General features: G+C 71.2%; 23 protein-coding genes. 12 read left to right on the plus strand and 11 right to left on the minus strand.

What is annotated here, in order from left to right:
- Positions 1–129: 129 nt before the first annotated feature.
- Positions 130–801 carry a hypothetical protein gene (locus AB0D34_RS21115; protein ID WP_362663526.1) on the minus strand — a complete coding sequence of 224 codons (672 nt, stop codon included), beginning with the start codon at positions 799–801 and terminating at the stop codon, positions 130–132.
- Between the two features lie 178 nt (positions 802–979).
- A complete protein-coding gene (locus AB0D34_RS21120) occupies positions 980–2,200 on the minus strand; it encodes an acyl-CoA dehydrogenase family protein (protein WP_362663528.1) in 1,221 nt (406 codons plus the stop codon).
- Between the two features lie 198 nt (positions 2,201–2,398).
- Between AB0D34_RS21120 and AB0D34_RS21125 the strand changes: the two genes are divergently transcribed.
- The 6 genes from AB0D34_RS21125 (at position 2,399) to AB0D34_RS21150 (ending at position 9,339) form a co-directional block, all read left to right on the plus strand.
- Positions 2,399–3,223 carry an enoyl-CoA hydratase/isomerase family protein gene (locus tag AB0D34_RS21125; RefSeq protein WP_362663530.1) on the plus strand — a complete coding sequence of 275 codons (825 nt, stop codon included), beginning with the start codon at positions 2,399–2,401 and terminating at the stop codon, positions 3,221–3,223.
- Between the two features lie 126 nt (positions 3,224–3,349).
- Positions 3,350–3,982, plus strand: a complete 633-nt coding sequence (locus AB0D34_RS21130; protein ID WP_362663532.1) for a hypothetical protein — start codon at positions 3,350–3,352, stop codon at positions 3,980–3,982.
- Positions 3,979–6,567, plus strand: coding sequence for a putative PEP-binding protein (locus AB0D34_RS21135; protein WP_362663534.1), 2,589 nt, complete (start codon positions 3,979–3,981; stop codon positions 6,565–6,567). The genes AB0D34_RS21130 and AB0D34_RS21135 overlap by 4 nt, the downstream gene beginning before the upstream one ends.
- A complete protein-coding gene (locus tag AB0D34_RS21140) occupies positions 6,564–7,709 on the plus strand; it encodes an acyl-CoA dehydrogenase family protein (protein WP_362663536.1) in 1,146 nt (381 codons plus the stop codon). The genes AB0D34_RS21135 and AB0D34_RS21140 overlap by 4 nt, the downstream gene beginning before the upstream one ends.
- A gap of 59 nt (positions 7,710–7,768) precedes the next feature.
- Positions 7,769–8,188 (plus strand): OB-fold domain-containing protein, encoded by a 420-nt coding sequence (locus tag AB0D34_RS21145; RefSeq protein WP_362663538.1) that lies wholly within the window; start codon positions 7,769–7,771, stop codon positions 8,186–8,188.
- Positions 8,185–9,339 (plus strand): thiolase family protein, encoded by a 1,155-nt coding sequence (locus AB0D34_RS21150; RefSeq protein ID WP_362663539.1) that lies wholly within the window; start codon positions 8,185–8,187, stop codon positions 9,337–9,339. The genes AB0D34_RS21145 and AB0D34_RS21150 overlap by 4 nt, the downstream gene beginning before the upstream one ends.
- Before the next feature lie 59 nt (positions 9,340–9,398).
- On the opposite strand, the gene AB0D34_RS21155 is transcribed toward AB0D34_RS21150, so the two are convergent.
- Complete coding sequence (locus AB0D34_RS21155; RefSeq protein WP_362663541.1) at positions 9,399–10,052, minus strand: TetR family transcriptional regulator; 654 nt, start codon at positions 10,050–10,052, stop codon at positions 9,399–9,401.
- A gap of 145 nt (positions 10,053–10,197) precedes the next feature.
- Here AB0D34_RS21155 and AB0D34_RS21160 point away from each other — a divergent pair, with 145 nt between their 5' ends.
- Positions 10,198–10,809 carry a helix-turn-helix domain-containing protein gene (locus AB0D34_RS21160; RefSeq protein WP_362663543.1) on the plus strand — a complete coding sequence of 204 codons (612 nt, stop codon included), beginning with the start codon at positions 10,198–10,200 and terminating at the stop codon, positions 10,807–10,809.
- 124 nt (positions 10,810–10,933) lie between these two features.
- Here the strand turns inward: AB0D34_RS21160 and AB0D34_RS21165 are convergent, their stop codons facing one another.
- From AB0D34_RS21165 to AB0D34_RS21180, 4 genes are all read right to left on the minus strand, one after another.
- The gene (locus AB0D34_RS21165) at positions 10,934–12,334 is read right to left on the minus strand and encodes a 2-oxo acid dehydrogenase subunit E2 (RefSeq protein ID WP_362663545.1); all 1,401 of its coding nucleotides are present in this window, start codon (positions 12,332–12,334) and stop codon (positions 10,934–10,936) included.
- 5 nt (positions 12,335–12,339) lie between these two features.
- A complete protein-coding gene (locus AB0D34_RS21170) occupies positions 12,340–13,365 on the minus strand; it encodes an alpha-ketoacid dehydrogenase subunit beta (protein ID WP_362663547.1) in 1,026 nt (341 codons plus the stop codon).
- A gap of 5 nt (positions 13,366–13,370) precedes the next feature.
- Entirely contained in the window at positions 13,371–14,381 is a 1,011-nt protein-coding gene (locus AB0D34_RS21175; protein WP_362663549.1) for a thiamine pyrophosphate-dependent dehydrogenase E1 component subunit alpha, read from the minus strand.
- A gap of 105 nt (positions 14,382–14,486) precedes the next feature.
- Entirely contained in the window at positions 14,487–14,978 is a 492-nt protein-coding gene (locus AB0D34_RS21180; protein WP_362663551.1) for a VOC family protein, read from the minus strand.
- Positions 14,979–15,208: 230 nt separating this feature from the next.
- Here AB0D34_RS21180 and AB0D34_RS21185 point away from each other — a divergent pair, with 230 nt between their 5' ends.
- The 4 genes from AB0D34_RS21185 (at position 15,209) to AB0D34_RS21200 (ending at position 19,461) form a co-directional block, all read left to right on the plus strand.
- The gene (locus tag AB0D34_RS21185; protein WP_362663553.1) at positions 15,209–16,477 is read left to right on the plus strand and encodes an aromatic ring-hydroxylating dioxygenase subunit alpha; all 1,269 of its coding nucleotides are present in this window, start codon (positions 15,209–15,211) and stop codon (positions 16,475–16,477) included.
- A 29-nt stretch (positions 16,478–16,506) separates the two neighbouring features.
- Positions 16,507–17,298, plus strand: coding sequence for an SDR family NAD(P)-dependent oxidoreductase (locus AB0D34_RS21190; RefSeq protein WP_362663555.1), 792 nt, complete (start codon positions 16,507–16,509; stop codon positions 17,296–17,298).
- Positions 17,299–17,335: 37 nt separating this feature from the next.
- Entirely contained in the window at positions 17,336–19,072 is a 1,737-nt protein-coding gene (locus AB0D34_RS21195; RefSeq protein WP_362663557.1) for a PEP-utilizing enzyme, read from the plus strand.
- Between the two features lie 74 nt (positions 19,073–19,146).
- A complete protein-coding gene (locus AB0D34_RS21200) occupies positions 19,147–19,461 on the plus strand; it encodes a putative quinol monooxygenase (protein ID WP_362663559.1) in 315 nt (104 codons plus the stop codon).
- A gap of 51 nt (positions 19,462–19,512) precedes the next feature.
- Here the strand turns inward: AB0D34_RS21200 and AB0D34_RS21205 are convergent, their stop codons facing one another.
- Genes AB0D34_RS21205 through AB0D34_RS21220 form a run of 4 tightly spaced genes read right to left on the minus strand, consistent with a single transcriptional unit; the run spans position 19,513 to position 22,500 of the window.
- The gene (locus AB0D34_RS21205; protein ID WP_362663560.1) at positions 19,513–20,556 is read right to left on the minus strand and encodes an NADP-dependent oxidoreductase; all 1,044 of its coding nucleotides are present in this window, start codon (positions 20,554–20,556) and stop codon (positions 19,513–19,515) included.
- Between the two features lie 4 nt (positions 20,557–20,560).
- Positions 20,561–20,779, minus strand: coding sequence for a transposase (locus AB0D34_RS21210; protein ID WP_362663562.1), 219 nt, complete (start codon positions 20,777–20,779; stop codon positions 20,561–20,563).
- Between the two features lie 3 nt (positions 20,780–20,782).
- Positions 20,783–21,097, minus strand: coding sequence for a 2Fe-2S iron-sulfur cluster-binding protein (locus tag AB0D34_RS21215; protein ID WP_362663564.1), 315 nt, complete (start codon positions 21,095–21,097; stop codon positions 20,783–20,785).
- Positions 21,094–22,500, minus strand: a complete 1,407-nt coding sequence (locus AB0D34_RS21220; protein WP_362663566.1) for an aromatic ring-hydroxylating dioxygenase subunit alpha — start codon at positions 22,498–22,500, stop codon at positions 21,094–21,096. Before AB0D34_RS21220 ends, AB0D34_RS21215 begins: the two co-directional genes overlap by 4 nt.
- A 439-nt stretch (positions 22,501–22,939) precedes the next feature.
- Here AB0D34_RS21220 and AB0D34_RS21225 point away from each other — a divergent pair, with 439 nt between their 5' ends.
- The gene (locus AB0D34_RS21225) at positions 22,940–24,085 is read left to right on the plus strand and encodes a substrate-binding domain-containing protein (protein WP_362663568.1); all 1,146 of its coding nucleotides are present in this window, start codon (positions 22,940–22,942) and stop codon (positions 24,083–24,085) included.
- The last annotated feature ends 8 nt before the right edge of the window (positions 24,086–24,093 follow it).

Here is a 24,093-nt window from a genome sequence, read left to right on the forward strand (position 1 = left end):
AGCTCGTACGGACCGACTTCGTCCCGCCCAACCCCACCGACGCCGCGATCGTCGACGAAGCCGTCGCCCTCATGCTCACCCGCTACAGCACCGGAACCTGAACCCCGAACGACAAGATGAGGAACCCGGCTACCAGCCCAGCAGTGCCTCGCCGAGTGCGAGGCCGGTGCCCGCGAGCCACTCTTCCTGCACGTCCTGGTTCCTGGTCCCGATGGAGAGGTAGACGCCGTGCGTGCCCTGTTCGGGTTCGGGGCACTGAGAGGTCCAGACGCTGTTGAGGCACAGCTGGACACCGCACAGCTTACTGGAGGGCAGTCCGCGCAGCGCGGCGTCCCAGTGCACGTCGAAGGACAGGGGGCCGACGTCCGCGACCAGGGCGTCGATGTCGGCTTCCCTGCAGGTTTCCAGGTCGGAGACCACGAGGGGCGGCCAGGCATCCCGCAGGGGTTGCAGACATATCTCCGCCGGAAGCGGCCACAGCGCCGCCAGTTCGGGTGTCAGCTCCACCTGGACCTCGTACGGACTCTCGCCACGGGGCCCGCCCAGTGCGTGCAGCCGCGTCCAGAAATCCTCCAGGCCGGTCTCCGGAAACCGATGACCGTCATGAGTCATGAACCAGCCCTCCCGGAAGAACCGGCTCGCGTGAGCGTACTGCTCCGCCGTGATGACCGGGCCGGTCACGGGAAGTCCCGGGTCGTCCACCCACTCGGCGAACTCGCTCAGGAGTTCGCGTGCACGACGCAGAGCGCTCTCCGCGTCCGGCAACGGTTCCAGAACCTCGTACAGCATCGACATCCCCACGGGCGACCTCCGCGGGCAGCCTAACTGCGAGCGAGCAGCCCTCTCACCTCCTTTAACCGCGAGCCTGCCCGCGCGTGGTCGAGACGGACGCCGTGGTAGCGCCGCACGTGGCCCGGGTGGCAACATCCCGGTCAGACTGTAGTCAATAAAAAGAAACCACAGCGCGGGCGACGACCCGTCAGGAACCGACGGGTCCAGCCGCGCGAGGCTTCCGGTACGGCTTCACCGCCCGGCGGGCGATGGCGAACCGGTGGGTCTCGGACGGGCCGTCGTAGATCCGGAACGGCCGTACCTCCCGGATCAGACGCGCCAGCGGGGCGTCCGAGGCCGAGATGCCGAGCGCCCCGCAGATCTGCACCGCCCGGTCGACGACCCGCCCCACCGCCTCCGCCACGAAGACCTTGGACACCGAGGAGAACTGCGCGGCGGCCTTGGAGCCGGTGTCCAACTCCCATGCCGTACGCCAGATCAGCGCGCGACTCGCCTCGATGTCGATCTCGGAGTCGGCGAGCATCTGCTGCACCATGCCGAGGTCCCCCAGCACCGAGCCGAAGGCCTCACGGCTCCCCGCGTACCGCAGTGCCACGTCCTGGGCGCGGCGTGCGGACCCGAGCCAGCGCATGCAGTGCGTCAGCCGGGCCGGACCCAGGCGGACCTGGGCGTTCTCGAAACCCCGGTCCACCTGGCCGAGCACCTGTTCCTCGGCCACCACGCAGTCCTCGAACACGATCTCGCCGTGCCCGGCGAAGAAACTCTCGTCCAGGGTGTCGATGTTCCTGACGACGCGCACACCGGGGGTGCCGGCGTCGACGAGGAACATGGTCGCGCCGCCCGGGCCGCCGGGACTGCCGTCGGTGCGGGCCATCACGATGGTGAAGTCGGCACCGCCGGCCCCGGTGATGAACCACTTGTGCCCGTCGATGCGCCAGCCGCCCGGCACCCGCACCGCCGTGGTCCGCAGCGACCGGGGATCGGCGCCCGCGCCCGGTGCCGGTTCGGTCATCGCGAAGCATGAACGGTACTCACCGGCGGCCAGCGGCCGCAGGTAGCGCTCCTGCTGCTCCTCGGTGGCCACCTTCTCCAACAGGTGCATGTTGCCCTCGTCCGGCGCCGCGCAGTTCAGCGCCAGCGGGCCGAGCACCGAGTACCCGGCGGCTTCGAACACCACGGCCTGCCCCCGCAGGTCCAGGCCGTGTCCGCCCCACCGCTCGGGGAGGTGCGGCGCGAAGACGCCGGCCGCACGGGCGCTCTTCTGCAGGGCCTCCCGCAGCGCGTGCGGGGCGTCGTGGACGGATCCGCCGCACTCGCGCTCGGCCGGGATCACCACCTCGCGGACGAACTCGGCGGTGGCTTCGGCGAGCCGGGCCACGGACGGAGCGACATCGAACTGGATCGGCATGGGTCCTCCCGCGGACGGGCGTACAGGGCGTACGGGCGCCGGTGCCCGTCGCATCGTAGAAACTGTACAACGGGTCAAGTATCTTTCCCGAGAGGGTGACAGCGATGCACTTCTGCGCGCCCTCTTTCGGGACCGGTGACGGGCCGACGGTCACCGAAACTTTAGGGCGGGCCCAGTAACGACGGGAGAAGACCTCCGATGAGCACCCAACCGGTCCGGATCGTCCGCCACTCCGATGGGATCGTCGAACTGCTGCTGGACGATCCACGACGTGGGAACGCGCTGGACCTCGCGACCGCCGAGGCATTGCGGGACGCGACCGCCGACCTCGCCCAGGATCCCGGCCGCGCGGTGCTCCTGCGGGCGGCGGGCGGGAACTTCTGCGTGGGCGGTGACCTGCGCGCCTTCGCGGGCCGGGGCACGGAAACCGCCTCCTACGTGCACGCGGTCGCGACCGCCGCCCATGCCGCCGTGCAGACTCTGCACGAGCTGCCCGTGCCGGTGGTGACCGCTGTGCGCGGCGCCGCGGCGGGCGGCGGGATCGGGCTCGCGTTGACGGGCGACATCGTGGTGGCGGCCCGGTCGGCACGCTTCCGGCTGGCCTACACGGCGATCGGGCTGACCCCGGACTGCGGCGCCTCCTGGGTGCTGCAACGCCTACTGGGTCCACGCCGGGCCGCGGATCTGGTCCTCACCAACCGGGTGCTGACCGGCGACGACGCCGAGCGATGGGGCCTGGTGTCCCGGGTCGTGGAGGACGCCGAACTGGACGACACGGCCCACCGGACGGCCGCCGCGCTGGCCGCGGGATCAGGGGCCGCGCTGCGGGCCGCGAAGGCGCTGCTGCGGGCCGGGGCCGAAGTGCCGCTGGAGGAGCAACTCGCCGAGGAGGCACGCTCCATAGCCGTCCTGGCGGGCGGCGCGGAGGCCCGGGCCGCGATGGAGTCCTTCCTGGCCGCCCGGTCCCGCGGCACGGCGTCGGCGAGGCCGTCGGCAGACCAGGAGCCGCAAAGTGTTTCTTGAGTTCCTCTTCACTAACAGGGTCGCTGGAGCGTAACCTCCGGGCAACACAGATCGCAGTTCCCTGCGACCCGGCATCCGTCGCCGCGCGGCCTGAGTCCGCGCCCCCACAGGAACAAAGGTGTGGAGATGCATTCTGCTGCCGTGGAGCGGACAGACACCATCGATCCGTCCCTCGCCGACGCCGTCATCGACCTCGTCCTGCGCGGCATGTGGCGCGGTACCCAGGAGTCCGTGCACCGTCCGCTGGTCGACGCCGGGCTCGCCATGGTGAAGGGCCCGATGGTGCTGCCCACCGAGTCCGCCAAGCAGGCCGCCGCACAGATGCTGCGCATCCCGGCAGGCTCCGGGCAGGAGGCGCAGATCACCGCGGTCTACGAGGCCTTCCTGCCGGTCAACAGGAAGATCCGCGAGGTCTGCACGGCCTGGCAGTGCCGCCCCGACGGCAGTGTCAACGACCACGGCGACAGCGTCTACGACGCCGAGGTGCGCGAGATGCTGGAGGACGTGCACGAGGCCATCCAGCCGGTGCTGCGCAGGCTGGAGCGGCTGCTCGCGGACAGCGGCCGGTACCTCACCGGCCTGGAGGAGGCCCTGGACCGGTTCGACGACGGCGAACAGCAGTGGCTGGCCTCCCCTCTGTGCGACTCGTACCACACCGTGTGGATGCGGCTGCACCAGGAACTCCTGCTGGTCCTGGGCATCAGCCGCGCCGAGGACGAGGCCCGCGAGGAGCAGCTCGTCCGAGGGAGCCAGGGGTGAGCATCACCGACCGCCTTCCGGGCGTCGACGCGCGCCGACAGGCCCCCGGCCTCGCCCTGGTGCCGTACGGCCAGGGGCGGACCCGTGGACTGGACGCGGACGCGCTGGGCACACACGGCGTCGCGATGGACCGGCTGGTGGCCCTCGGACTGACAGTGGTGCCGGGACTGACGGTGCCCGCGGGCGCCGCGGTGTCGCTGGGCGAGCAGGGCACCGCCCGTGCCGCCGTCGAACTCGTCGAGCAGTTGTCCGGGCGCCGCATCGGCGACTCCGCCAGACCGCTGCTGCTGCGGCTGTCGGCGAGCGCGCCGAAGGACATCGCGGGGCTGCCGCCCGATCTCGCCTGTCTCGGAGTCACCCCCGACAGCGCCGGGGACCTGTGCACCGTCATCGGTCGCGCGGACGCCCTGGACGAGGTGTGGGCGGCCACGGTGCGGATGATCGCCGAGTACGCCCTCGACGTACCGGCCGCGCTGCTGGACGACGCCCTCCTCGACAACCCCGAGCCACGCGCCCGTGTCGAGGCGCTGCTTTCCCTGACCGCTCAACACACCGGGCGGCCCTTCCCGGACGACCCGGCCGAACAGCTCGCGCTGGCCGCCCGGGCACTCCTCGCCCGCTGGGACTCGCCGCGGGCCCGAAGAGCACGCAAGTCCCAGAAGCTCCCCGCCGACCTGGGCATCGCCCTGCACGTCCAGGCGCTGCGCATCGGTCCCGCCGACCGCTCCGGCTACGGCACGGCGGTCAGCCGGCACCCCGAGACCGGCCGCTTCTCGCCGCAGGGCTCGTTCTTCCGGGGCGTACGCCGCAGCGCGCCGCCCCCGCACACCGGCGAACCGCTGGAGAAGCTCGCGGAGGGCACGGCGCTCCTGGAACACGCCCTGCTCACCCTCGAACGTCATCTGCACGCACCGGTGTCCGCCGACTTCGAGGTACGCGACGGCGAGGTCTCGCTGCTCGCCGCCTCGGCGCAGAGCCGTCCGCCGCTGCGTGCCTCGGTGTGTCTGGCGGTCGACCTGGTCCGTGACGGCGCCCTCGACAAGCACGCGGCGGTACGCCGGATCGGCCCCGCCCAGGTACAGGAACTCCTGCATCCCCAGCTGAAGTTGACGGGCGAAGAGGAACTTCTGGCACGGGGGCTGCCCGCGTCCCCGGGGGCCGCTACCGGCACGGTCGCCCTGTCCAGCGAACGCGCCCTCGAACTGGCCGCCGAAGGCGCGCACGCCGTCCTGGTGATGCACGAGACCACGCCCGCCGATGTCCCCGGGATGCTGGCCGCCACCGCGGTGCTGACCGGCAGTGGCGGCATCGCCTCGCACGCGGCCGTGGTGGCACGGGGTGCCGGCAAGCCCGCGGTGTGCGGTGTCGAGGGGCTGCGGGTGGACCGGGCGGCCGGCACGGTACGGATCGGGGAGCGAGTGCTGCGCGAGGGCGACTCGGTGTCGCTCGACGGCCGTACCGGCGCGGTGTACGCCGGAACGCTGAGCGTCAGCGTCGCCGGACCGCCGCCGGAGCTGTCCACGCTGCTGGAGTGGGCGGACGACTCGCGGCGGCTCGGGGTGCGGGTCAACGCCGACACCGCTGCGGAGGTGAACACCGCCGTCGCCCTGGGCGCGGAAGGTGTGGGCCTGTGCCGTACGGAGCACCAGTTCCTCGGCGAGCGGCTGCCGCTGATCCGCAGCGTCATCCTGGCCGCGGACCCGGCGGCGCGCGATGAGGCTCTGCTCGCCCTGGAGCACGCGCAGCACGAGGACTTCAAGGCGCTGCTGGCCGCGGTCGGGGACCGCCCGGTGACCGTGCGCCTGCTGGACGCCCCCCTGCACGAGTTCCTGCCCGCTCCCGGCGAGGCCGGGGACACGGCGGCGGAGCAGCGGGCGGCGTCGCTGCGCGAGGCCAACCCCATGCTCGGGCTGCGCGGCGTACGCCTGGCGCTGCTGCACGAACGGCTGTACCCGGCGCAGGCGGAAGCCCTCTTCTCCGCCTGGGTCGAGGTCGCGGCCACCGGCGTCCGCCCCCGGCTGGAGGTGATGATCCCGCTGGTCAGCCTGCCGGAGGAACTTCAGGCCGCCGCCGCCTTCGTGCGCGGTGCCGCCGAGACGGTGGCCGCCCGCACCGGGGTCCAGGTGCCGTACCGGCTCGGCACGATGATCGAGACACCGCGTGCCGCTCTGCTGGCCGCCGAACTCGCCGAACACGCCGAGTTCTTCTCCTTCGGCACCAACGACCTCACCCAGCTCACCTACGGGTTCTCCCGGGACGACGTGGAACGTCAGGTGCTCGCCTCCTACCAGGAGCGCGGGTTCCTCACCGCGAGCCCGTTCGCCCGGCTCGATCCGCACGGCGTCGGCGCGCTGATCGCCCTGGCCGTGGAGCGAGCCAGGAGTGTGCGGCCGGACATCAAGCTCGGCGTGTGCGGTGAGCACGGCGGGGACCCCGAGTCGATCGCGTTCTGCGACGACCTCGGAGTGGACTACGTCTCCTGCTCCGCGCACCGCGTGCCGGTCGCCCGGATGGCGGCAGCGCACAGCGCGCTGCGCGGGAGAGAGCGAGAAACCGGACGCGACGAGAACGGGACACCGGCATGACGATCACCGTGACCGGCCCCGCCGGAACGAACGAGACCTCGGACGCCTCGGACACCTCGGAGGCCGAACTCGAGGATCTGCGCGAGACCGTACGGTCCGTGTGCGCGGACGCGGGCGGCATCGCGGCGGTGCGCGGGCTCGACGAGATCGCCCCCGGCATCGACGCCGGCCTCTGGGACACACTCGGCCGGCAGGTGGGCCTCGCGGCCCTCGGGCTGCCGGAGGCGGTGGGAGGCGTCGGTGGCCTGGCGGAGATCGCCGTCGTCTGCGAGGAACTGGGCAGGACGCTGGCCCCGGTGCCGCTGCTGTCCTCCACCGTGTTGGCCGGGCAGGTGCTGGCCGGCTGCGGTACGGCCGAGGCGCCGCTGGCGGAGCTGGCCGAAGGCACCGTGCACGCACTGGCCGTGGCCGCGCCCGACGGCGTGTGGCGCCCGGAGGCCGTGCCGGTCGCGGTCAGCTGGCAGGGCAGCGCTCCGATCCTGGACGGCACCGCACCTTTCGTGCTCGACGGTGCCGACGCCGAGTCCCTGGTGGTCGCGGCCACCGGCCCCGACGGCGTGGACCTCTTCCTCGCCGACCCGCGCGGGCCGGGCGTGACGGTCCGCCGGGTGCCCACACTCGACCTGAGCCGGGGTCAGGCCGTGGTCACCTTCAGCGGAGCCCCGGCGCGTGCGCTGACCGCAGGGGGCGAGGGGACGGAGGTCGTCACCCGCGCCCTGGACGTGGCCTACGTGGCGCTGGCCGCCGAGCAACTGGGCGGGGCGCAGGCGGCCCTGGACATGACGGTGGCGCATGTGCGGGACCGTACGCAGTTCGGCCGGGCGATCGGCAGCTTCCAGGCGGTCAAGCACACCTGCGCGGACCTGCTGCTCCAGGTCGAGTCCGCGCGGTCAGCGGTGGTCAGGGCGGTCCGGGCGGCCGGTTCGCCCGAGTCGCTCGCGGAGGCCGCGGCGGTCGCCCAGTCCTGGTGCGGCGAGGCGTTCACCTTCGTCGCCGCCGAGTGCGTCCAGCTGCACGGCGGGATGGGCTTCACCTGGGAGCACGACGCCCACCTGTACTTCCGGCGAGCACAGTCCGACGCCGTGCTGCTGGGCGGCGCGGCACACCACCGGGAACGACTCGCCGGGCTGTTGGGCTGGTGACGGCCGGAAGACAACGACCGGTGACCGCAGGAAAAGTCGCAGGGAGGAAGGCGCGCGGCATGACCACCAGACTCATCGACGAGAGCCTTTTCGACGGCGCGGACCCGCCACGCCTCGTGGGGGCGCGCTGCACCGGGTGCCGCACCGTCGTGTTCCCCCGGCAGGACTCCTGCCCCAGGTGCTCGGACGGGGCGATGGCCGCGCACGTACTGCCGGACAGCGGCGAGATCTGGTCGTGGACGGTCCAGGCGTTCCCGCCCAGAGAGCCGTACCGGCCGCCGGCCGAGGGCCACCGGCCGTACGCCCTCGGCTATGTGGACCTCGGGGAGGTCCTGGTCGAGGCGCGCCTCGACATAGCCCGCCGGCGGATCAGGATCGGGCTGCCGGTCCGGCTGACCACGATTCCGGCGTATCTCGACGAGGACGGGACCCAGGTTCTGACCTACGCCTTCGGCTGCGACGCCGAGGACGAGGGATGAGCCGCTCCGCAGAGGTCTACGTGGTCGGATGCGGCATGCATCCCTTCGGCCGGGACGAATCCGTCAGCGGCATGGACATGGCCGAACGGGCCGTACGGGAGGCACTGGCCGACGCCGGCGTCACCTGGGCGGACATCGGTTATGCGGCCGGCGGCTCCGACGTGTCCGGCAAGCCCGACACCCTGGTGGGTCGTCTGGGGCTGACCGGCGTGCCGTTCGTCAATGTGCAGAACGGCTGCGCGACCGGTGCCTCGACGGTGCTGGCCGTCGCCAACGCGCTGCGGGCGGGCGAGGCCTCACTGGGACTCGCCGTCGGCTTCGACAAGCACGAGCGGGGCGCGTTCCACGTCTCCGCGGCCCGTTACGGGCTCGGCGACTGGTACGCGGAGACCGGGATGATGCTGACGACCCAGTTCTTCGCCCTGAAGACACAGCGGTATCTGCACGAACACGGCATCCCCGAGCGGGCGTTGGCGGCGGTGGCGGCGCGCGCCTTCCGCAACGGCTCCCGTCACCCCCTGGCCTGGCGGCGCAAGGAGCTGACGGAGGCGGAGATCCTCGACTCCGCCGAGGTCAGCCCGCCGCTCACCCAGTACATGTTCTGCTCTCCGGGCCAGGGCGCGGCGGCGCTGGTCCTCGCCCGCGGCGACCGCGCCTTCGACCTGTGCGAACGGCCCGTGAAGCTGGCCTCGTTGGCCTTCCGGACCCGACGGTTCGGCTCGTTCGAGGTGTTCGCTCCCTGGCTGCCGCCGGGACCGCACCGCAGCCCCAGCGTGGACGCGGCCGAGGCCGTCTTCCGCGGTGCGGGCCTCAGGCCCTCGGACGTCCAGGTCGCGCAGTTGCAGGACACCGACAGCGGCTCCGAGCTGGTCCACCTGGCGGAGACCGGGCTGTGCGGGCACGGCGAGCAGCCGGAGGTGCTGGCCTCGGGTGCCACCGACCCCACCGGCCGGATCCCGGTCAACACCGACGGCGGCTGCCTGGCGGGGGGCGAGCCGGTGGGCGCTTCCGGGCTGCGCCAGTTCCACGAGGTCGTACGGCAGCTGCAGGGCCGCGCGCCGGGGGTGCAGGTGCCCGGTGGTCCCCGGGTGGGCTTCACCCACGTGTACGGCGCGCCCGGGATCAGCGCCTGTTCGGTGCTGACGGTCTGACCCGGTGAACCAGGTCCGCGCGTTGTCGCCCCGGTGACGGGACATGCCCGAGGGCGGTCTCAGGCCGGGGCGGCCGCGCTCCCCCGGTCGGCCGCGACGATGCGCAGCGCCAGGGCCCTGACGGCCTCCTGCACGGACCGGGACGGCAGCGCGGACAGCGGCCCGCCCTCCGCCCGCAGCGCGGTGACGAGGATGGTCGTACTGATCAGTGTGCGCACGGCGAGGGCCTGCGACGCGTGCCGTGACTTGGCCGCCCGCGGGTTGCGGGTGGTGCCGTCCGGCAGATAGTCGTACGCCCGCTGGATGTGCCGCTGCTCGAACTCGTCTCGCAGCGCCTTGAGGTTGCCGTTGGCGGAGGCGACCTGGACCTGGTAGAGGCGGGCCTCGTCCGGGTTCTTCTCCACCCACTCCCACACGGCGTCGATGACCCGCACCAGGCCCTCGGCGTCACCCGGCTCGGACTCCGGCCGGGCCGCCTCCACGACCGCGTTCAGCTGGTCGAAGACGCGCCGCATGGACAGTTCCAGCAGTTCCTCCTTGCCGGCGAAGTGGTAGTAGACGGCCGTGGGCACCACCTGGGCCTCGTCCGCGATGTCCTGCACGCTGGTCTCGGCGAAGCCGTTGCGCCCGAACACCCTGACCGCGGCCGCGATGATGTGCTGCCGCCGCGAGGGACGGTGGGCCGGTTGCTTGCCGTTCTGCTTCGTGGCCATGCTGCTCCCTGCCGACTTCCCGTGTCCCGGTCCCTGTACGCCCGGCGGTACTGACCATGTTATCCAGTAACTCTGCCTGGTCGGGACCGTAATTCCTGGTGTCTGCGCGGTACGGCCACCCGGAGATCACGGCATACTTGACACCATGACTACATCCGGAACCCGCGCCGCTCACCGCCCGTCGCGCAGGCAGTGGGTGATCGAGGCGGCCACGGAGCTGTTCGCGACCCAGCCTCCGGACGAGGTGACGGTGGCCGACATCGCCGCGCGGGCGGAGATGACGTCGGCGGCGGTGTACTACCACTTCTCCTCCAAGGACCAGGTCCTGGTGGAGGGCATGCGGGTGTTCGCCGCGGCACTGCGTGAGCAGGTGGAGACGCTCGCGGAGGCCCATGCCCCGGGCGCGGACATCGGCCCGGACGTCACGGCGCTGGTGGCCTGGCTGGGCGAACACCGCTCCGCCGCAACCGTCTTCTTCGTGTCCTCGGCCGGCATGAGCCAGGAGGCGGAGGCGCTGCGCCACGAGGTCCGCACGCAGCTGCTGGAGGAACTGGTGCGGCTGGTCCGCACGGCCAGCGGGCCGGTCACGGACGCGGAGGCGGCGGTGATCGGCCTGGGTGTGCTGGCGCTGCTGGAGACCGCGGCGGTCTCACAGGCCCGGGGGGACGAGGCGTACCGCTCCCTGGGACACCGATCCTTTCTCCGCGAGGTGGGCCGCCTCGCGGAGCGGATCGCCGATCCGGTGGCGGAGGGCTGAGCGCTCCGCGGGTGGAACGGTGCGGAGGGAGCGCGGGCCGTATACCGGCCGCTCCCGCTCAGTGGATGCCACGCCTGCCGACCTGACGGTGAGCGGCAGACGGGCGCACGGCCCGGCGACCACGTCAGACCAGCAACCGAAGTGGCTTGCGCAGCAGTTCACCGACCGTACGCAGGTACTCGGCCGCCGGGGCCCCGTCGACGGCACGGTGGTCGAAGGTGAGGCTCAGGGTGAGCACGCGCGTCCGCCTCGGCTGGTCGTCGATCCACTCGACCCCGTCCCTGAGCCTGCCCACTCCGAGGATGGCCACGTTGCCGGGGTTGATCACCGGGGTGAAGAAGTCGACGCCGTACCCGCCCAGTGAGGTGACGGTGAAGGTGGCGCCCTCCAACTGTGCCGGGGAGATCCGGCCGACGCGGGCGTTCTCCGCCAACTCCCTGGAACGGCGCGCCATTTCGGGCAGTGACAGGTCCGCCGCGTCCTGGATCACGGGAACGAGCAGGCCGTTCGGCACGGCGACCGCGAACCCCAGGTGGATGTCCTCGAACAGGTGGATACCGTCCTCGAACACCCCCGCGTTGAGCAGCGGGTGGTCCCGCAGGGCCAGGGCGGCGGCCTTCATCAGGAAGTCACCCAGGCTGGGCACGGGCAGGTCGCCGTCCGCCCACTCCTGCTTGAGCTGGTCCCGCAGGGCCACGACGGCGTCCATCCGCACCTCGTAGCCGTGCGTCAGCTGGGCCATCTCCTGGAGGCTGGCGTGCATCCGGCGGGCGATGGTGCCGCGCATCCCGGTCAGCGGGAGGACGTCCCCGGGCCGCGGTGCGCCGGCCGACACGCTCCGGGCCACCGGTGCGGGCGCCGGGATGACCGTATCGAGGTCGGCCCGGCGGATCCGGCCGCCGGGGCCCGTGCCGCGTACGTCGGTGAGGTCGATGCCCCGTTCTTTCGCCAGCCTACGGACCAGCGGCGACACGGGCATGACCTGATGATCGTCCGACCGTGGTTCCACCGGGGCCGGGGCGGCCGCCGCGGTGAGGAGATACTCCTCCACGTCCTCGGAGACGATCCGGCCGCCCGGCCCGGTGCCGTGTACGGCGGTGAGGCCGACGTGCGCCTCGGCCGCCACGCGGCGGGCGTTCGGCGAGGCGAGGAGTCTGCCGCCGGTTCCGTTGATTGCCGCCATGCCGTTGGGTGACGGCGCCGAGGGCATTACGGCGACTCCGGACGGCGACGTCGCCGCGGGCCCCGCGTCCGCGCCGGCGGACCCCGTCGGCGTCGGCGGCTGCTCCCCCTCGGCCAGCAGCCAGCCGATGAGCGCCCCGGCCGGAACCGTCGCCCCGGCGGCGACAACGGGGTGGAACAGTCCCCCGGCCTCCGCCTCGACGTCCACGTCGACCTTGTCGGTGGCCAGCCGGAGCAGCGCGTCGCCCTCCGAGACGGCGGCGCCGGTCGGCACGAGCCACTCGTCGATCGTGCCCTCCTGCATGGTCAGGCCGATCTTCGGCAGCAGAACCTCGACGGCCATGTCGGTCACGCCCTTTCGAGGAGACGGCGGCAGCCCTGCGCGATGCGGGCGCGGTCGGGTACGTAGGCCTTCTCCAGCACCGGCGAGAACGGCACCGGGGAGAAGGGCGCGCCGATGCGCAGGACCGGTGCGTCGAGGTAGTCGAAGGCCGCGTCCTGGATCTGGGCGGCGATCTCCGCGCCGAGTCCGCCGAAGGTGACCGCCTCGTGGACCACGAGGACCCGGTTGGTGCGCCGGACGGAGGCGAACATGGTCTCGGTGTCGAGGGGTTGCACGGTGCGTGGGTCGATCACCTCGATCTCCACTCCCTCGGCGGCGAGCTCGTCGGCTGCCGCGAGAGCCTCGCCCACCATACGGCCCAGGGCGATGACGGTGACGTCGGAGCCCTGCCGCGCGGTGTGCGCCTGGCCCAGCGGAATGCCGTAGATCTCCTCGGGCACCTCGCTCGTACTGCCGAGGAGCACCTTGTTGAGCATCACGACGACGGGGTTGTCGTCCCGGATCGCGGAGACGGTCAGGCCCTTGGCGGTGTAGGCGTCGCACGGCATGACGACCTTCAGGCCGGGGACGTGCGTGAGCCAGGCCTCCAGGCTCTGGCTGTGCTGGGCGGCGGCGCCGAGGCCGGCGCCGGAGGCGGTGGTGATGGTGAGCGGCACCGAGACGGCGCCGCCGAACATGTACTTCATCTTGGCGGCCTGGTTGACGATCTGGTCCAGGCAGACGCCGATGAAGTCCATGAACATCAGGTCGACGACGGGGCGCAGGCCCCGGGCGGCGGCGCCCACTCCGAGGCCGACGAGTGCGGCCTCGGAGATCGGGGTGTCGATCATGCGGCGGGGGCCGAACTCGTCGAGCAGGTTGTCGAACATGCGGAAGACGCCGCCGTATCCGGCCACGTCCTCACCGGCGACGAAGACGTTCTCGTCCTCGCGCATGACCTGGGCGAGTCCTTCGTTGAAGGCCTTGACGTAGCTGAGCTTGCGGGCCGTGCCGCTCGGGGCGAGGGCCGGCGCTTCGGTGATCGTGGTCATGGCGGTCATCCCGAGTAGACGTTGAGCAGCAGGTCGGCGGTGTCGGGCAGCGGGCTTGCCTCGGCGTAGGCGATGGCCTCGGCGATCTCGTCGCGGGTGCGCTGCCAGGTGTCGTCCAGCTCGGCGCGGGTGGCGGTGCCGTCGGCGACGGCCCGCGCCTCCAGCAGGTCGATCGCGTCGCGGGCCTTCCACTCCTCGACCTCCTCCTGCGAGCGGTAGGGGTGGCGCAGTCCCTTGACGCCCTGGTGGTCGTAGTAGCGGTAGGTCTTGGCCTCGATGAACATGGGGCCCTCGCCCGCCCGGGCGCGTTCGACGGCCTCGACCGTGGCGCGGTGGACGGCGACCGCGTCCATGCCGTCGACGATCACGCTGGGCATGCCGTAGGCCGCGGCCCGCTCGGCGACGTCGGTGATCAGCATGTGCTTCGACTGCGGGGTGAACTCGGCGTAGCCGTTGTTCTCGCAGACGAACAGCACCGGCAGGCGCAGGATCGCGGCCATGTTGGCGGCCTCGTGGAAGCTGCCGATATTGGTGGCGCCGTCGCCGAAGAAGCTCACGGCGACGCTGTCCTCGCCCTTGTAGCGGGCGGCGAAGGCGGCTCCGACGGCGATGGGGATGCCGGCGCCGACGATGCCGTTGGCGCCCAGCATGCCGAGGGAGACGTCGTTGATGTGCATGCTTCCGCCGCGGCCGAGGCAGGCACCGGTGACCCGGCCGTACAACTCGGCGTACATGTGCCGGAAGCTGACGCCCTTGGCGACGGCGTGCCCGTGGCCGCGGTGGGTGGAGGTGATCTGGTCGTCGTCGCGCAGGGCCGCCATCACTCCCGCGGCCACGGCTTCCTGACCGACGTAGAGGTGCAGGAAGCCGGGCAGCTTGCCGGCCTCCATGAGCTTTCCCGCCTCGGTCTCGAACAGCCGGATGCGCACCATGCGCTCGTGCAGATCCCTGACGACCTGCGCGGATGTGTGGTTCGCGGCCGGATCGGCCGACTTCTTCGATGCCCTCTGAGCCATCGTCCGCCCCTTCGCCCCGAGCGAGGTGTTGCCGGCAATCGGACTTTGTTGTGCCGGACTACAGTAACCAGCAGCGGGCACGTTACTGGAGAGATTCTCTAATTACTATGCCTCGGGCCGACCAGGCTCCGGATCACCCCCGCGCTCGTCGACCAGTTCGAGCACATTGCCTTCCGGGTCGGCCCAGAAGCTGATTCTGCGACCGCGCGCCCGGACGACCACGGGGTCCGACAGCGGCCGGGCACCTGCAATCGCCAGAGCCGTCACGACCGGGTCCATGTCGTCGACGCGGAAGGTGAGATACGCCAGGCCACGACGGGCGGTCAGCGGCACGGCCAACGGTGCGGGCGCCGGGGCCGGTTGGGCGCGGATCAGCTTGACACGGCCGCCGGAGGGCACCTGCAACCAGACGACGAGCAGTTCACCGCCCAGTCCGGCCGGGACGCCGATGGAGGCCGGGATGCGGGAGCGGTGGACTTCGAGGCAGCCGAGCACGTCGCCGTAGAAGCGCCGCATCAACTCCAGGTCGCGTACGACAACACCGGCCTCGAACGGCGCGGTCATGCGCGCCACCACCCGGGGCATGCCGTCGGCCACTCCGCACACCTCCAAGCACGGACGACTGGAGCCGTTCCCTAGAAAGTTCCGGACCTGTTGTGGACCTTTGCCCCGGACGAAGGCGATGCGACCTGCAGGGCATCCCGGCGGCAACTTACGTACTTTCTATTGACAGACAACACTAACCCCTGTTGTCGTATCGCTCACAGCCCGGCCGCCGCACCCGAAACCCCTCGCCGGCTCGCGGCTGAGAGGATTGTGAGGACATCGTGGTCCAGACCAGTTCACCGGAGATCCGGGAAGCAGGCGCCGATCGCCGGCCGCCCCCGGCGCCCGAGTACTCCTCGTGGATCAGCCAGGACCGGTCCACCGATGCCGCCGCCGTGGCGATGCGGCAGGAAGCCGCCGAACTCGTCGAGCGCGTGCTGGAGCACTACCGCAACAACACGACGCACGAGGCGGACGGCCAGTGGACGGAGCCCGTCGCCAACTACCTCGACGCCGACCGCTGGCAGCGGGAGATGGACGCCGTTCACCGGAGCGTCCCGCTGCCGCTCGCCATGTCCGCCGAACTCCCCGGACCGAACACCTACAAGGCAGTCGACGTGCTCGGTGTGCCGGTGCTGATCACCCGGGACCGGCAGGGCACCGTACACGCGATGATCAACGCCTGCCGGCACCGCGGGGCCAAGCTGATCGAGCCGGGTTGCGGGGTCTCCAAGCGGCTGACCTGCCCCTATCACTCCTGGTCCTACGACCTGGCCGGTGAACTGCGGGGCGTGTACGCCGAGAAGACCTTCGGCGAGGTGCCCCGCGCCGGGCGCGGTCTCGTACGGCTCCCGGCCGGGGAGCGCGCCGGGATCGTCTTCGTCTCCCTGGACCCGGCGGCCGAGCCCGACCTCGACGCCTGGCTCGGTGATCTGCAGCCGCTGCTGGAGGGGCTGCGCCTCGCGGAGTGCCACCACTACTCGACCAAGGAGCTGACCAGTCCCAACTGGAAGGTCACGCTCGACGGATACCTGGAGACGTACCACTTCGCCTCGCTGCACCCGAAGACGGTGTTCGAGACCAACCTCTCGAACATGATGGCGCACGACACCTGGGGCGCCCACCAGCGCATCGCACCGGCCCTGCGTCCCATCGCGCAGGCGGCCGAGCTGCCCGCGGACATGCGCGATCCCGGGGACTGCGTCGGAGCCATCTACTGGCTCTACCCCGGTCTGGCGATCGCGGGCGGCTGGCGTCACAAGATCGCCGTGTCCCTGGTGCTCCCCCGGACGGCCACCGAGTCGGTGACCCAGCAGATCATCCTGCTGCGCGACCCCGCGGTGACCGAGGAGGAGCGGCACGCCGCCGACAAGTTCGGCGAATGGTTCTACGAGGTGGTCCGCGACGAGGACTACGCGACCACCTACGGAGTGCAGCAGGGGCTCGCCGCCCTGAACGGGACCGACTTCGTCTTCGGACGCAACGAGCCCGGCCTCCAGCACTTCCACCGCACCGTTCACGGACACCTGGCCGACAGAGCCGCCAAGTGACGTACCGACAACCCTCGCAGGAGAACAACATGGTGGCTACGGGCAGCCTCGACGGACGTGTCGCGGTGATCACGGGCAGCACACGCAGTATCGGCCGCGCCATCGCCGAGGCCTTCCTGGCCCAGGGGGCAACGGTCGTCATCAGCGGCCGCAGCGAGCTCAAGGGCAAGCAGGCCCTGGAGGAGCTGGACGCCGGGGACAGGGCGGTCTTCCACCCCTGTGACGCCAACAGCCAGGCGGAGATCGAGGCCCTCGCGGACTTCGCCGCCGAGCGCTTCGGCCGGCTCGACATCTGGGTCAACAACGTCGGCGGCACCTCGGGCTTCGCCCCCGTCCACGAGCTCAGCGACGAGGCCTGGCACGACGCCCTCAACCTGAACCTCAACGCCTACTTCTACGGCACCCGCCGCGCGCTCCCGAAGATGCTGGCGGGCGGCTGGGGACGCGTCATCAACATCTCCTCCGTCGAGGGCAAGCAGGCCAACAAGCCCGCGATCAGCCACTACATCACCAACAAGCACGCCATCCACGGCCTGACCAAGGCGACCGCCTTCGAGTACGGCACCCAGGGCATCACCTGCAACGCCATCTGCCCCGGCGCCGTCGACACCGACCTGATGCGGGCCGCCGGTCCGGCCGCTGCCGAGGCCGAGGGCATCTCGTACGAGGAATGGCTGGGCCGCTTCGCCGAGCACGCCGCCACCAAGCAGATCACCACCGTGGAGCAGGTGGCCGCGGTCGCCTCGCTCCTAGCGAGCGACGCCGGCGCGGGCATCACGGGCACGCTGATCAGCGTGGACGGCGGAACGGCGCAGTGGTAGAGACCGGTACGGACACGGACAGCGGGAGATCCTCGGCATGAAGAGCTGGATCACGGACGGGCGGCGCAGTGAGCGGCTGCCCCACTACACCCGCGCCAACGCGGGCGAGACCCTGCCGGAGCCGGCCAGCCCCCTGGGCTGGACCCTGGTGTGGGGACGCGGGCTGCAGGGCTGGCGCCGCGGCTTCGTCGGGTTCGGCATCTACCGCGAGGAGGAAGTGGCCGGTCCCTGGCCGCCGTTCGCCGGAATGTTCGGCGGCTACTTCTACCTCAACCTCTCCCACATGCGGCTGTTCGGCATCCGGATGGGGCAGACGGCGGACCAGATCGACACGGCCTTCGTCGGCCAGCGCTCCGACACCCCTGTGTACGTGGCGCATCCGGAGGACGAGGACGCGGAACTGACGGCCAAGGCCGGGGCGACGGTGCAGCGGATGCTGGGACAGTCCGGCTTCCCCGAGGCCGACGCCGACCAGGAACGGCTGCGCCGGATCCGCCGCGAGCGGCCCGACCTCGCGCAGTTGTCCGCCGCGGAACTCGTGGCACACGCCCGCTCGCTCCTCGGCGAGGTGGAGACCACCTTCCAGCGGCACGTCGAGTCCTCGCTGCCGGCGTCCGTCGGACCGGCCATCCTCGGTCCGCTGTGCGCGAGCCTGGACCGGCCCGGCGCCATGCTGGACCTCATCGGCGGTCTCGGTGACGTCGACTCGGCCTCCCCCTCCACCGGGCTGTGGGCGCTGTCCCGCCAGGTGGTGGCCTCGGCCGAGCTGACCGCGCTGTTCGACCGGGGTACGGCCGCGGTGGAGCGGGCGCTCGACGGGGCGAGCGGGGACGTGAAGGCGTTCCGTGACTCCTTCGAGGAGTTCCTGGCCGCGTCCGGCGACCGGGGCCCCAACGAGTGGGACATCCACGCGCTGTCCTGGGAGGCGGCGCCGGTCCAGGTGCTGGCTCTCGTCGACCGCATCCGGCACAGCCCGGACGACGACTCCCCGGCCGCACGCCACCGCCGACTCACCGAGCACCGTGAGCAGCTGGCGAAGGAGATCCGGGCGGCCCTCCCGGAGGACGTACAGCCGATGTTCGACGCCGGAATGCACGCCTCCCAGGTGTGGATCCCGGCCCGCGAGCGGACCAAGGCGAACTGCGTGACCGTCATCAACGAGATCCGGATGGCGGTACGGGAACTGGGCCGCCGCGGGGTCGGGGCGGGGCTCTTCGCCGAGCCCGAGGACGTGATGATGCTGCTGGAGAGCGAGCTCGACGACTACGTCGCCGACCCGGGCCGCTTCGGCCCCGTCATCGCACAGCGGCTTCGGGAGTACGCCGGACTGCGGGAGCTGGAACCGCCGTTCTTCGTCGCCGAGGACGCCCAGACCGAGATCGACGGCTGGCCGCGGCGCAGCGAGGACGGAATCACGTCCGTCGGTGAAGGCGATGTGCTGACGGGCGTCGGCGGCAGCCAGGGCACTTACACCGGCCGGGTGCGGGTGGTCACCGACCCGGCGTCGTGCGAGGCGCTGGAGCCGGGCGAGGTGCTGGTGGCGCCGATCACCGACGCGGCCTGGACCCCGCTGTTCCTGGTCGCCGGGGCGGCCGTGGTGGACGTGGGCGCGCTCAACAGCCACGCCGTCGTGGTCTGCCGGGAGCTGGGCATCCCGGCCGTCATCTCCGTCGAGGGCGGTACGCGGCGGCTGCGGGACGGCATGGTGATCACGGTCGACGGCACCAAGGGCACGGTCACCGTGGACGGCGTCCCGGCGGCACTCGGCATCTGAACGGCCCACGGGCCCGTCGTTCCCTCCTGACCGAGGGCGGCGGGCCCATGGGCGTGAGTACGGAAAGGACCACCGTGGCAGAGGAAATCATCGTCGCCGGCTGGATGGACTACGAGCCGGCGGACCGGGACACCATGCTGGGGCACCTCGCCGAGGTCGGCAGACGCACCCGTGCGGCGGAACCCGGCTGCCTGGACTACGCCATGACGGCGGACCCGTCCGACGAACGCCGGATCCGGGTGTACGAACGGTGGGCGTCCCAGCAGGCCCTCGACGAGCACTTCACCACCGCGCACATCAAGGAGTTCCGCGCGGCCACGACAGGGCTGACACGGGTGGGTGTCTCCATGGAGGTCTTCAGCATCGGGGCGAGTCGCTCCATGCGGTAGGCATAGGGGGCATGCCTGGGGGCGTTGGCCGCGCGGCCAACGCCCCCTGAACTATGCGCGGTGGTACGGATCGTCGGCCAGCCGCACCAGCATCTTGCCGACGTTGCCACCGGCCAGCAGGGACAGCAGTGCCCCCGCCGCGTTCTCCAGACCGTCCACCACGGTCTCGCGGGCGGTGATCCGGCCCGTACGCAGCCAGTCGGCGACGCGGGTCTCGAACTCCGGCCGCAGGTCGTCATGGTCGCGCACGATGAAGCCCCGCAGGGTGAGCCGTTTGAGGACGGCCTGGATCAACTGGTTGATGTCGGCGGACCGCCGCTCGCCACCGAACTGCGACATCATGCCGCACAGCGCGACCCGGCCCCCCGTCCGCAACGCGTGCAGGGCGGCGGCGAGTTGCTCCCCGCCGACGTTGTCGAAGTAGACGTCGATGCCGTCGGGTGCCAGCCGGGCGAGCGCGTCGCGCACCGGCTCGGCGCGGTAGTCCGCGGCGGCGTCGTAGCCGAACTCCTTGACCAGCAGGGCGCACTTGTCCGGTCCTCCGGCGGTCCCGATGACGCGTTCGGCGCCCAGCAGACGGGCGAACTGGCCGGCGGCGGTGCCCACCGCCCCGGCCGCCGCCGACACGAGGACCGTGTCGCCGGGGCGCACTTCGGCGATCCGCGCCAGTCCGACGTAGGCGGTGAAGCCGGTCTGCCCGAGCAGCCCCAGCCAGGTGGGCAGCGGTGCGAGGCGCGGGTCGATGCGCCCGGCCGCGTCGGTGTCCGACGGGTCGAGAACGGCCCACTCCCGCCAGCCGAGTTGATGGCGTACGAACGTGCCGGGCGGCACAGCGGGGCAGCGGCTCTCCTCCACGACCCCGAGGGCCCGGCCGTCCAGGGGTGAGCCGGGGGTGAAGTTGTGGGTGTAGTGCTTCTCGGTGCTCTCCAGCCGCCCGCGCATCGACGGGTCGACGCTCATGTAGAGGTTGCGGACGAGCAGTTGGCCTTCGCCGAGCGGCGCCAGCGGGCGCTCCTCGACGGCGAAGTCGCCGGGGGTCGGTTCCCCCTCGGGGCGGCGCACCAGGCAGACCACCCGGGTGGTGCGGGGTGTCACGGGCTCACGCCTCGGGCTCGTGAGTGGTGCGCCGCTGGGCGAGACGGCCCACCCAGCCGGCCATCTGGAGGTCGGCGTGGCGCAGTTCGCCCGACTGCCAGCGGGCCTGGAAGTCGAAGATGCCGCGGGCTCCGGTTCTGGGGTCGGTCACCTCGACCAGCCCGTCCTCGGTGAGCCGGTACACCTGCCCGGTCAGCGGATGGGTCACTTGCTTGGGGCTCACGGCTCACTCCTGCGGTCGGCGGCGCACGCCGCGTTTGGTCACGGTCACCGGGCCCTCGACCCGGAGCCGGCAGGCGAGCCGGGTCAGGCCGTCCACCGGCCTGCGCAGGGCCTCGATGCCCTCGCGCTCCAGCGGGCCCACGGGGGAACAGTTCTCGGCGCCCTCCTCGACCTGGACGAAGCAGGTGCGGCAGGTGCCCTTGCCGCCGCAGACGGTGGGCCAGCGGTAGCCGAGCCGCTGGGCGGCGCTGAACAGGTCCTCACCGTCGCGGACTTCGATCTCGACGTCCGAGGGCCTGACCGCCACCCTGTGGGTCACTTGTTCATCCACTGGTCGAGCGTCTGGTTGAAGTGGCGGATGCGGCTCTCCTGGTAGTTGGACAGCGTGATGCCCGGCTTGCGCATCGCCTTCAGTCCCTGCTGGACATAGGGCAGGTTCTCGCAGTCCTGGTCGAAGACCGGTCCGAGCACGCCGAGTTCGGGGATGTCCGCGAAGAGCATGTCCTCCGGCACCCAGCGGATCCTGACCGGGGGCGGCATCTCGTCGGGGTTCTTCGGGGCCGACATGAAGATGATCTCCGCGGTGCAGGAGTCGGGGTCGAGGCCGTTGGGCCGGAACCGGTAGATGATGTTGGACTTGGCGCCGCCCCAGGGGTTGAAGTTGGGGAACAGCAGATAGTTGATGGCGTCCAGCAGCTCGGTGTCCGCGGTCTGCGAGAAGTCCTGGTGCGAGGTTGCCGCCAACTGGTCGCGCATCCGCTGGGCGAGGACCTGGCGGGCGGTGCCGCCGGGAGGGATCGAGGGCAGTTCGTCCCCCTCCTGCATCACCAGGTCCCTGCCCTGGGCCGCCGCGTAGAACGCACGGGAGTCGTAGAACGTCTCCAGTACGTCCTCCTCCGTGACGGAGTCGGCCACGTGAGGGCTCGGGGCGCCCTGGATGTTGATCATCCGGTTCCAGTTCGGCTGGTCCGCCATCACGTCGTACTGGGAGTTGGCGTCGGCCAGCCACGGCAGCATCTGCGGGTGCGTGGCGATCACGTGGAAGGACTCGATGAACGCGTCCTGGGCGACCTTCCAGTTGCAGGGCAGCACCTTGGCGATGTGCAGCGACTTGTAGCGGTTCTCCAGCGGCCAGATGTAGTAGTCGTCGAAGGTGCCGCGGTAACTCTCGAAGGACTCGGCGTACGGGTCCATGTTGATGAAGACGAAGCCGCGCCAGGTGGCCACCCGGGCCTCGGGCAGCGCGAACTTCTCGGGGGTGACGTGCGGGAAGTCCCAGGCGCAGGGCGGGCTCTGCATGGTGCCGTCGAGGTTCCAGGCGAAGCCGTGGAACGGGCAGCGGAACTCGCCGACGTTGCCGCCGCTGGTGCGCAGCTTGCGGCCGCGGTGCAGACAGACGTTGACGAACGCGCGGATCTCCTCGGGTGCCGTACGCACGACGATCAGTGAGTCGTCGCCGATCTCGTAGATCTCGTGGTCGCCGACCTCGGGGATCTCGCTCTCCAGGCAGGCGAACTGCCAGACGCGCCGCCAGACCTGTTCCATCTCGCGTTCGGCCCAGGCGCGGGAGGTGAAGCGGTCGGCATCGATGTCCTCGCTGCCGATGTGGTCGTTGTGGTCGAGCCGCAGCGCCTTGGGGACCGGCCGGCTGTCCCGGTCGAGATAGTCCTGGACGCTGGGTCCGGGGCACCGCGCGGTGCCCGCCTCCGACGTATCGTCCATCTTCACTCCTCCGACAGAAACTTTAGAGTGAGTGTAGTTATCAGTTCTGGCCTGGAGCAACACTCGGGGCAACACCGCGAGCATCACCGCACCCCGAAAGTCCAGGATCAGCGTCGTCTGCCTTGAAATAGTCATGACCGACCCCTCCCCAAGCCCGTCGAGGCGTGTCACACTCCGTCGCATCCGAGGCTGTAGTGCCTCAAAAGTTTCTAAGCGGCCAGGGGCAGCATTCCGGCCTCCCCCGGCCACAGCGCCGCCCGGTCACCCCGACGGCCCGCGCCGTACCCCACGACGGCGATCCACGCAGCCCTTTCGATCACCCATGCGTGCCGCCCCGGCCCGGGCGGCAACGGATCCCGCCTGACAGAGCCGGCCGCCGCGAACGCCGAAGCGACGCGGGCCGCAGCAGCGCAGGCCCACACCACGGGAGTACTCAACGATGAGTCCCAGACCCGGACGCGCACTCCGTCGCGCGCTCACCGCGATCGTCCCCGTCACCGCCCTGCTCACCCTGGCCGCGTGCGGCACCGACACCACTCCGACGGCTGACACCGCCCAGGCGGCGGGTGCCGACTCCGCCGGGCTGACGGCGGCCCGTGCGGCCATGACGAAGTACTCGGCCCGCCCGAGCCAGATCCCCGTCACCGAACCGGTGGGCAAGAAGATCCCCACGGGCAAGAAGATCGACTTCATCCTGTGCGGTGTGCAGTCCTGCAAGGACCTGGCCGACTTCTTCACCGCCGGGGCGAAGGAACTCGGCTGGGACGTCAAGCAGATCGCCACGCAGGGCACACCGGAGTCCGTCCAGGCCGCCTACGAGCAGGCACTGCGCGACAAGCCGGACGCCGTCGTCGCCTCCGGATTCCCGCGCGCGGTGTACGCCAAGCAGCTCGCACAGCTGAAGCAGGCCGGGATCCCGGTCGTCCAGTCGAACGCCGACGACGTGGCGGGCGACGGCATCTCCCTGCTGAAGAACGGGCCGAAGGACGTCGCCGTCCAGGGCGAGATGCTCGCCTCGTGGGTGGTCTCGGACAGCGGCGCCAAGGCCGACACCGTCTACTTCGACCTGCCCGCCTACACCATCCTCAAGCCGGTCAAGGACACCTTCGCCGCCAAGTACAAGCAGTGGTGCGAGGGCTGCGCGCTGGACACCGTCGACGTGCCGATCACCGCGATCGGCAAGGACATGCCGGACCGGGTGGTGTCGTACGTCCGCTCGCACCCGAAGGTGACCCACATCGTCTTCTCGCTGGGCCTGCTCAACGTGGGCGTGCCGGCCGCGCTGAAGACCGCCGGCATCACCGGCAAGCACATCGCGGTCAACGTCGGGGACGCGCAGAACTACCAGTACATCGAGGGGGGCCTCAGCGACGCCGCCATGGCCCTCAACTCCCACGAGGCCGCCTGGCTCCAGGTCGACGCGCTGGCCCGCCACTTCACCGGCCAGTCCATGGCGGTGGACCAGGAGGCGGTACTGCCCAACATGCTGATCACCGGCAAGGACAACCTTCCGTCCGCCGACGGTGACTTCCCGCTCGTCGAGGACTACCAGGCGCAGTTCAAGGCGCTCTGGGGTCTGAGCTGAGCGCCGGA

The sequence above is a fragment of the Streptomyces sp. NPDC048420 genome, from assembly GCF_040651535.1.
Classification (GTDB): domain Bacteria; phylum Actinomycetota; class Actinomycetes; order Streptomycetales; family Streptomycetaceae; genus Streptomyces.

Excerpts from the sequence above, each read along its gene's own strand:
- AB0D34_RS21120 (WP_362663528.1), bottom strand. The coding sequence starts at position 2,200 with ATGCCGATCCAGTTCGATGTCGCTCCGTCCGTGGCCCGGCTCGCCGAA.
- AB0D34_RS21125 (WP_362663530.1), top strand. The coding sequence starts at position 2,399 with ATGAGCACCCAACCGGTCCGGATCGTCCGCCACTCCGATGGGATCGTC.
- AB0D34_RS21130 (WP_362663532.1), top strand. The coding sequence starts at position 3,350 with ATGCATTCTGCTGCCGTGGAGCGGACAGACACCATCGATCCGTCCCTC.
- AB0D34_RS21140 (WP_362663536.1), top strand. The coding sequence starts at position 6,564 with ATGACGATCACCGTGACCGGCCCCGCCGGAACGAACGAGACCTCGGAC.
- AB0D34_RS21145 (WP_362663538.1), top strand. The coding sequence starts at position 7,769 with ATGACCACCAGACTCATCGACGAGAGCCTTTTCGACGGCGCGGACCCG.
- AB0D34_RS21150 (WP_362663539.1), top strand. The coding sequence starts at position 8,185 with ATGAGCCGCTCCGCAGAGGTCTACGTGGTCGGATGCGGCATGCATCCC.
- AB0D34_RS21155 (WP_362663541.1), bottom strand. The coding sequence starts at position 10,052 with ATGGCCACGAAGCAGAACGGCAAGCAACCGGCCCACCGTCCCTCGCGG.
- AB0D34_RS21160 (WP_362663543.1), top strand. The coding sequence starts at position 10,198 with ATGACTACATCCGGAACCCGCGCCGCTCACCGCCCGTCGCGCAGGCAG.
- AB0D34_RS21165 (WP_362663545.1), bottom strand. The coding sequence starts at position 12,334 with ATGGCCGTCGAGGTTCTGCTGCCGAAGATCGGCCTGACCATGCAGGAG.
- AB0D34_RS21170 (WP_362663547.1), bottom strand. The coding sequence starts at position 13,365 with ATGACCACGATCACCGAAGCGCCGGCCCTCGCCCCGAGCGGCACGGCC.
- AB0D34_RS21175 (WP_362663549.1), bottom strand. The coding sequence starts at position 14,381 with ATGGCTCAGAGGGCATCGAAGAAGTCGGCCGATCCGGCCGCGAACCAC.
- AB0D34_RS21190 (WP_362663555.1), top strand. The coding sequence starts at position 16,507 with ATGGTGGCTACGGGCAGCCTCGACGGACGTGTCGCGGTGATCACGGGC.
- AB0D34_RS21195 (WP_362663557.1), top strand. The coding sequence starts at position 17,336 with ATGAAGAGCTGGATCACGGACGGGCGGCGCAGTGAGCGGCTGCCCCAC.
- AB0D34_RS21220 (WP_362663566.1), bottom strand. The coding sequence starts at position 22,500 with ATGGACGATACGTCGGAGGCGGGCACCGCGCGGTGCCCCGGACCCAGC.
- AB0D34_RS21225 (WP_362663568.1), top strand. The coding sequence starts at position 22,940 with ATGAGTCCCAGACCCGGACGCGCACTCCGTCGCGCGCTCACCGCGATC.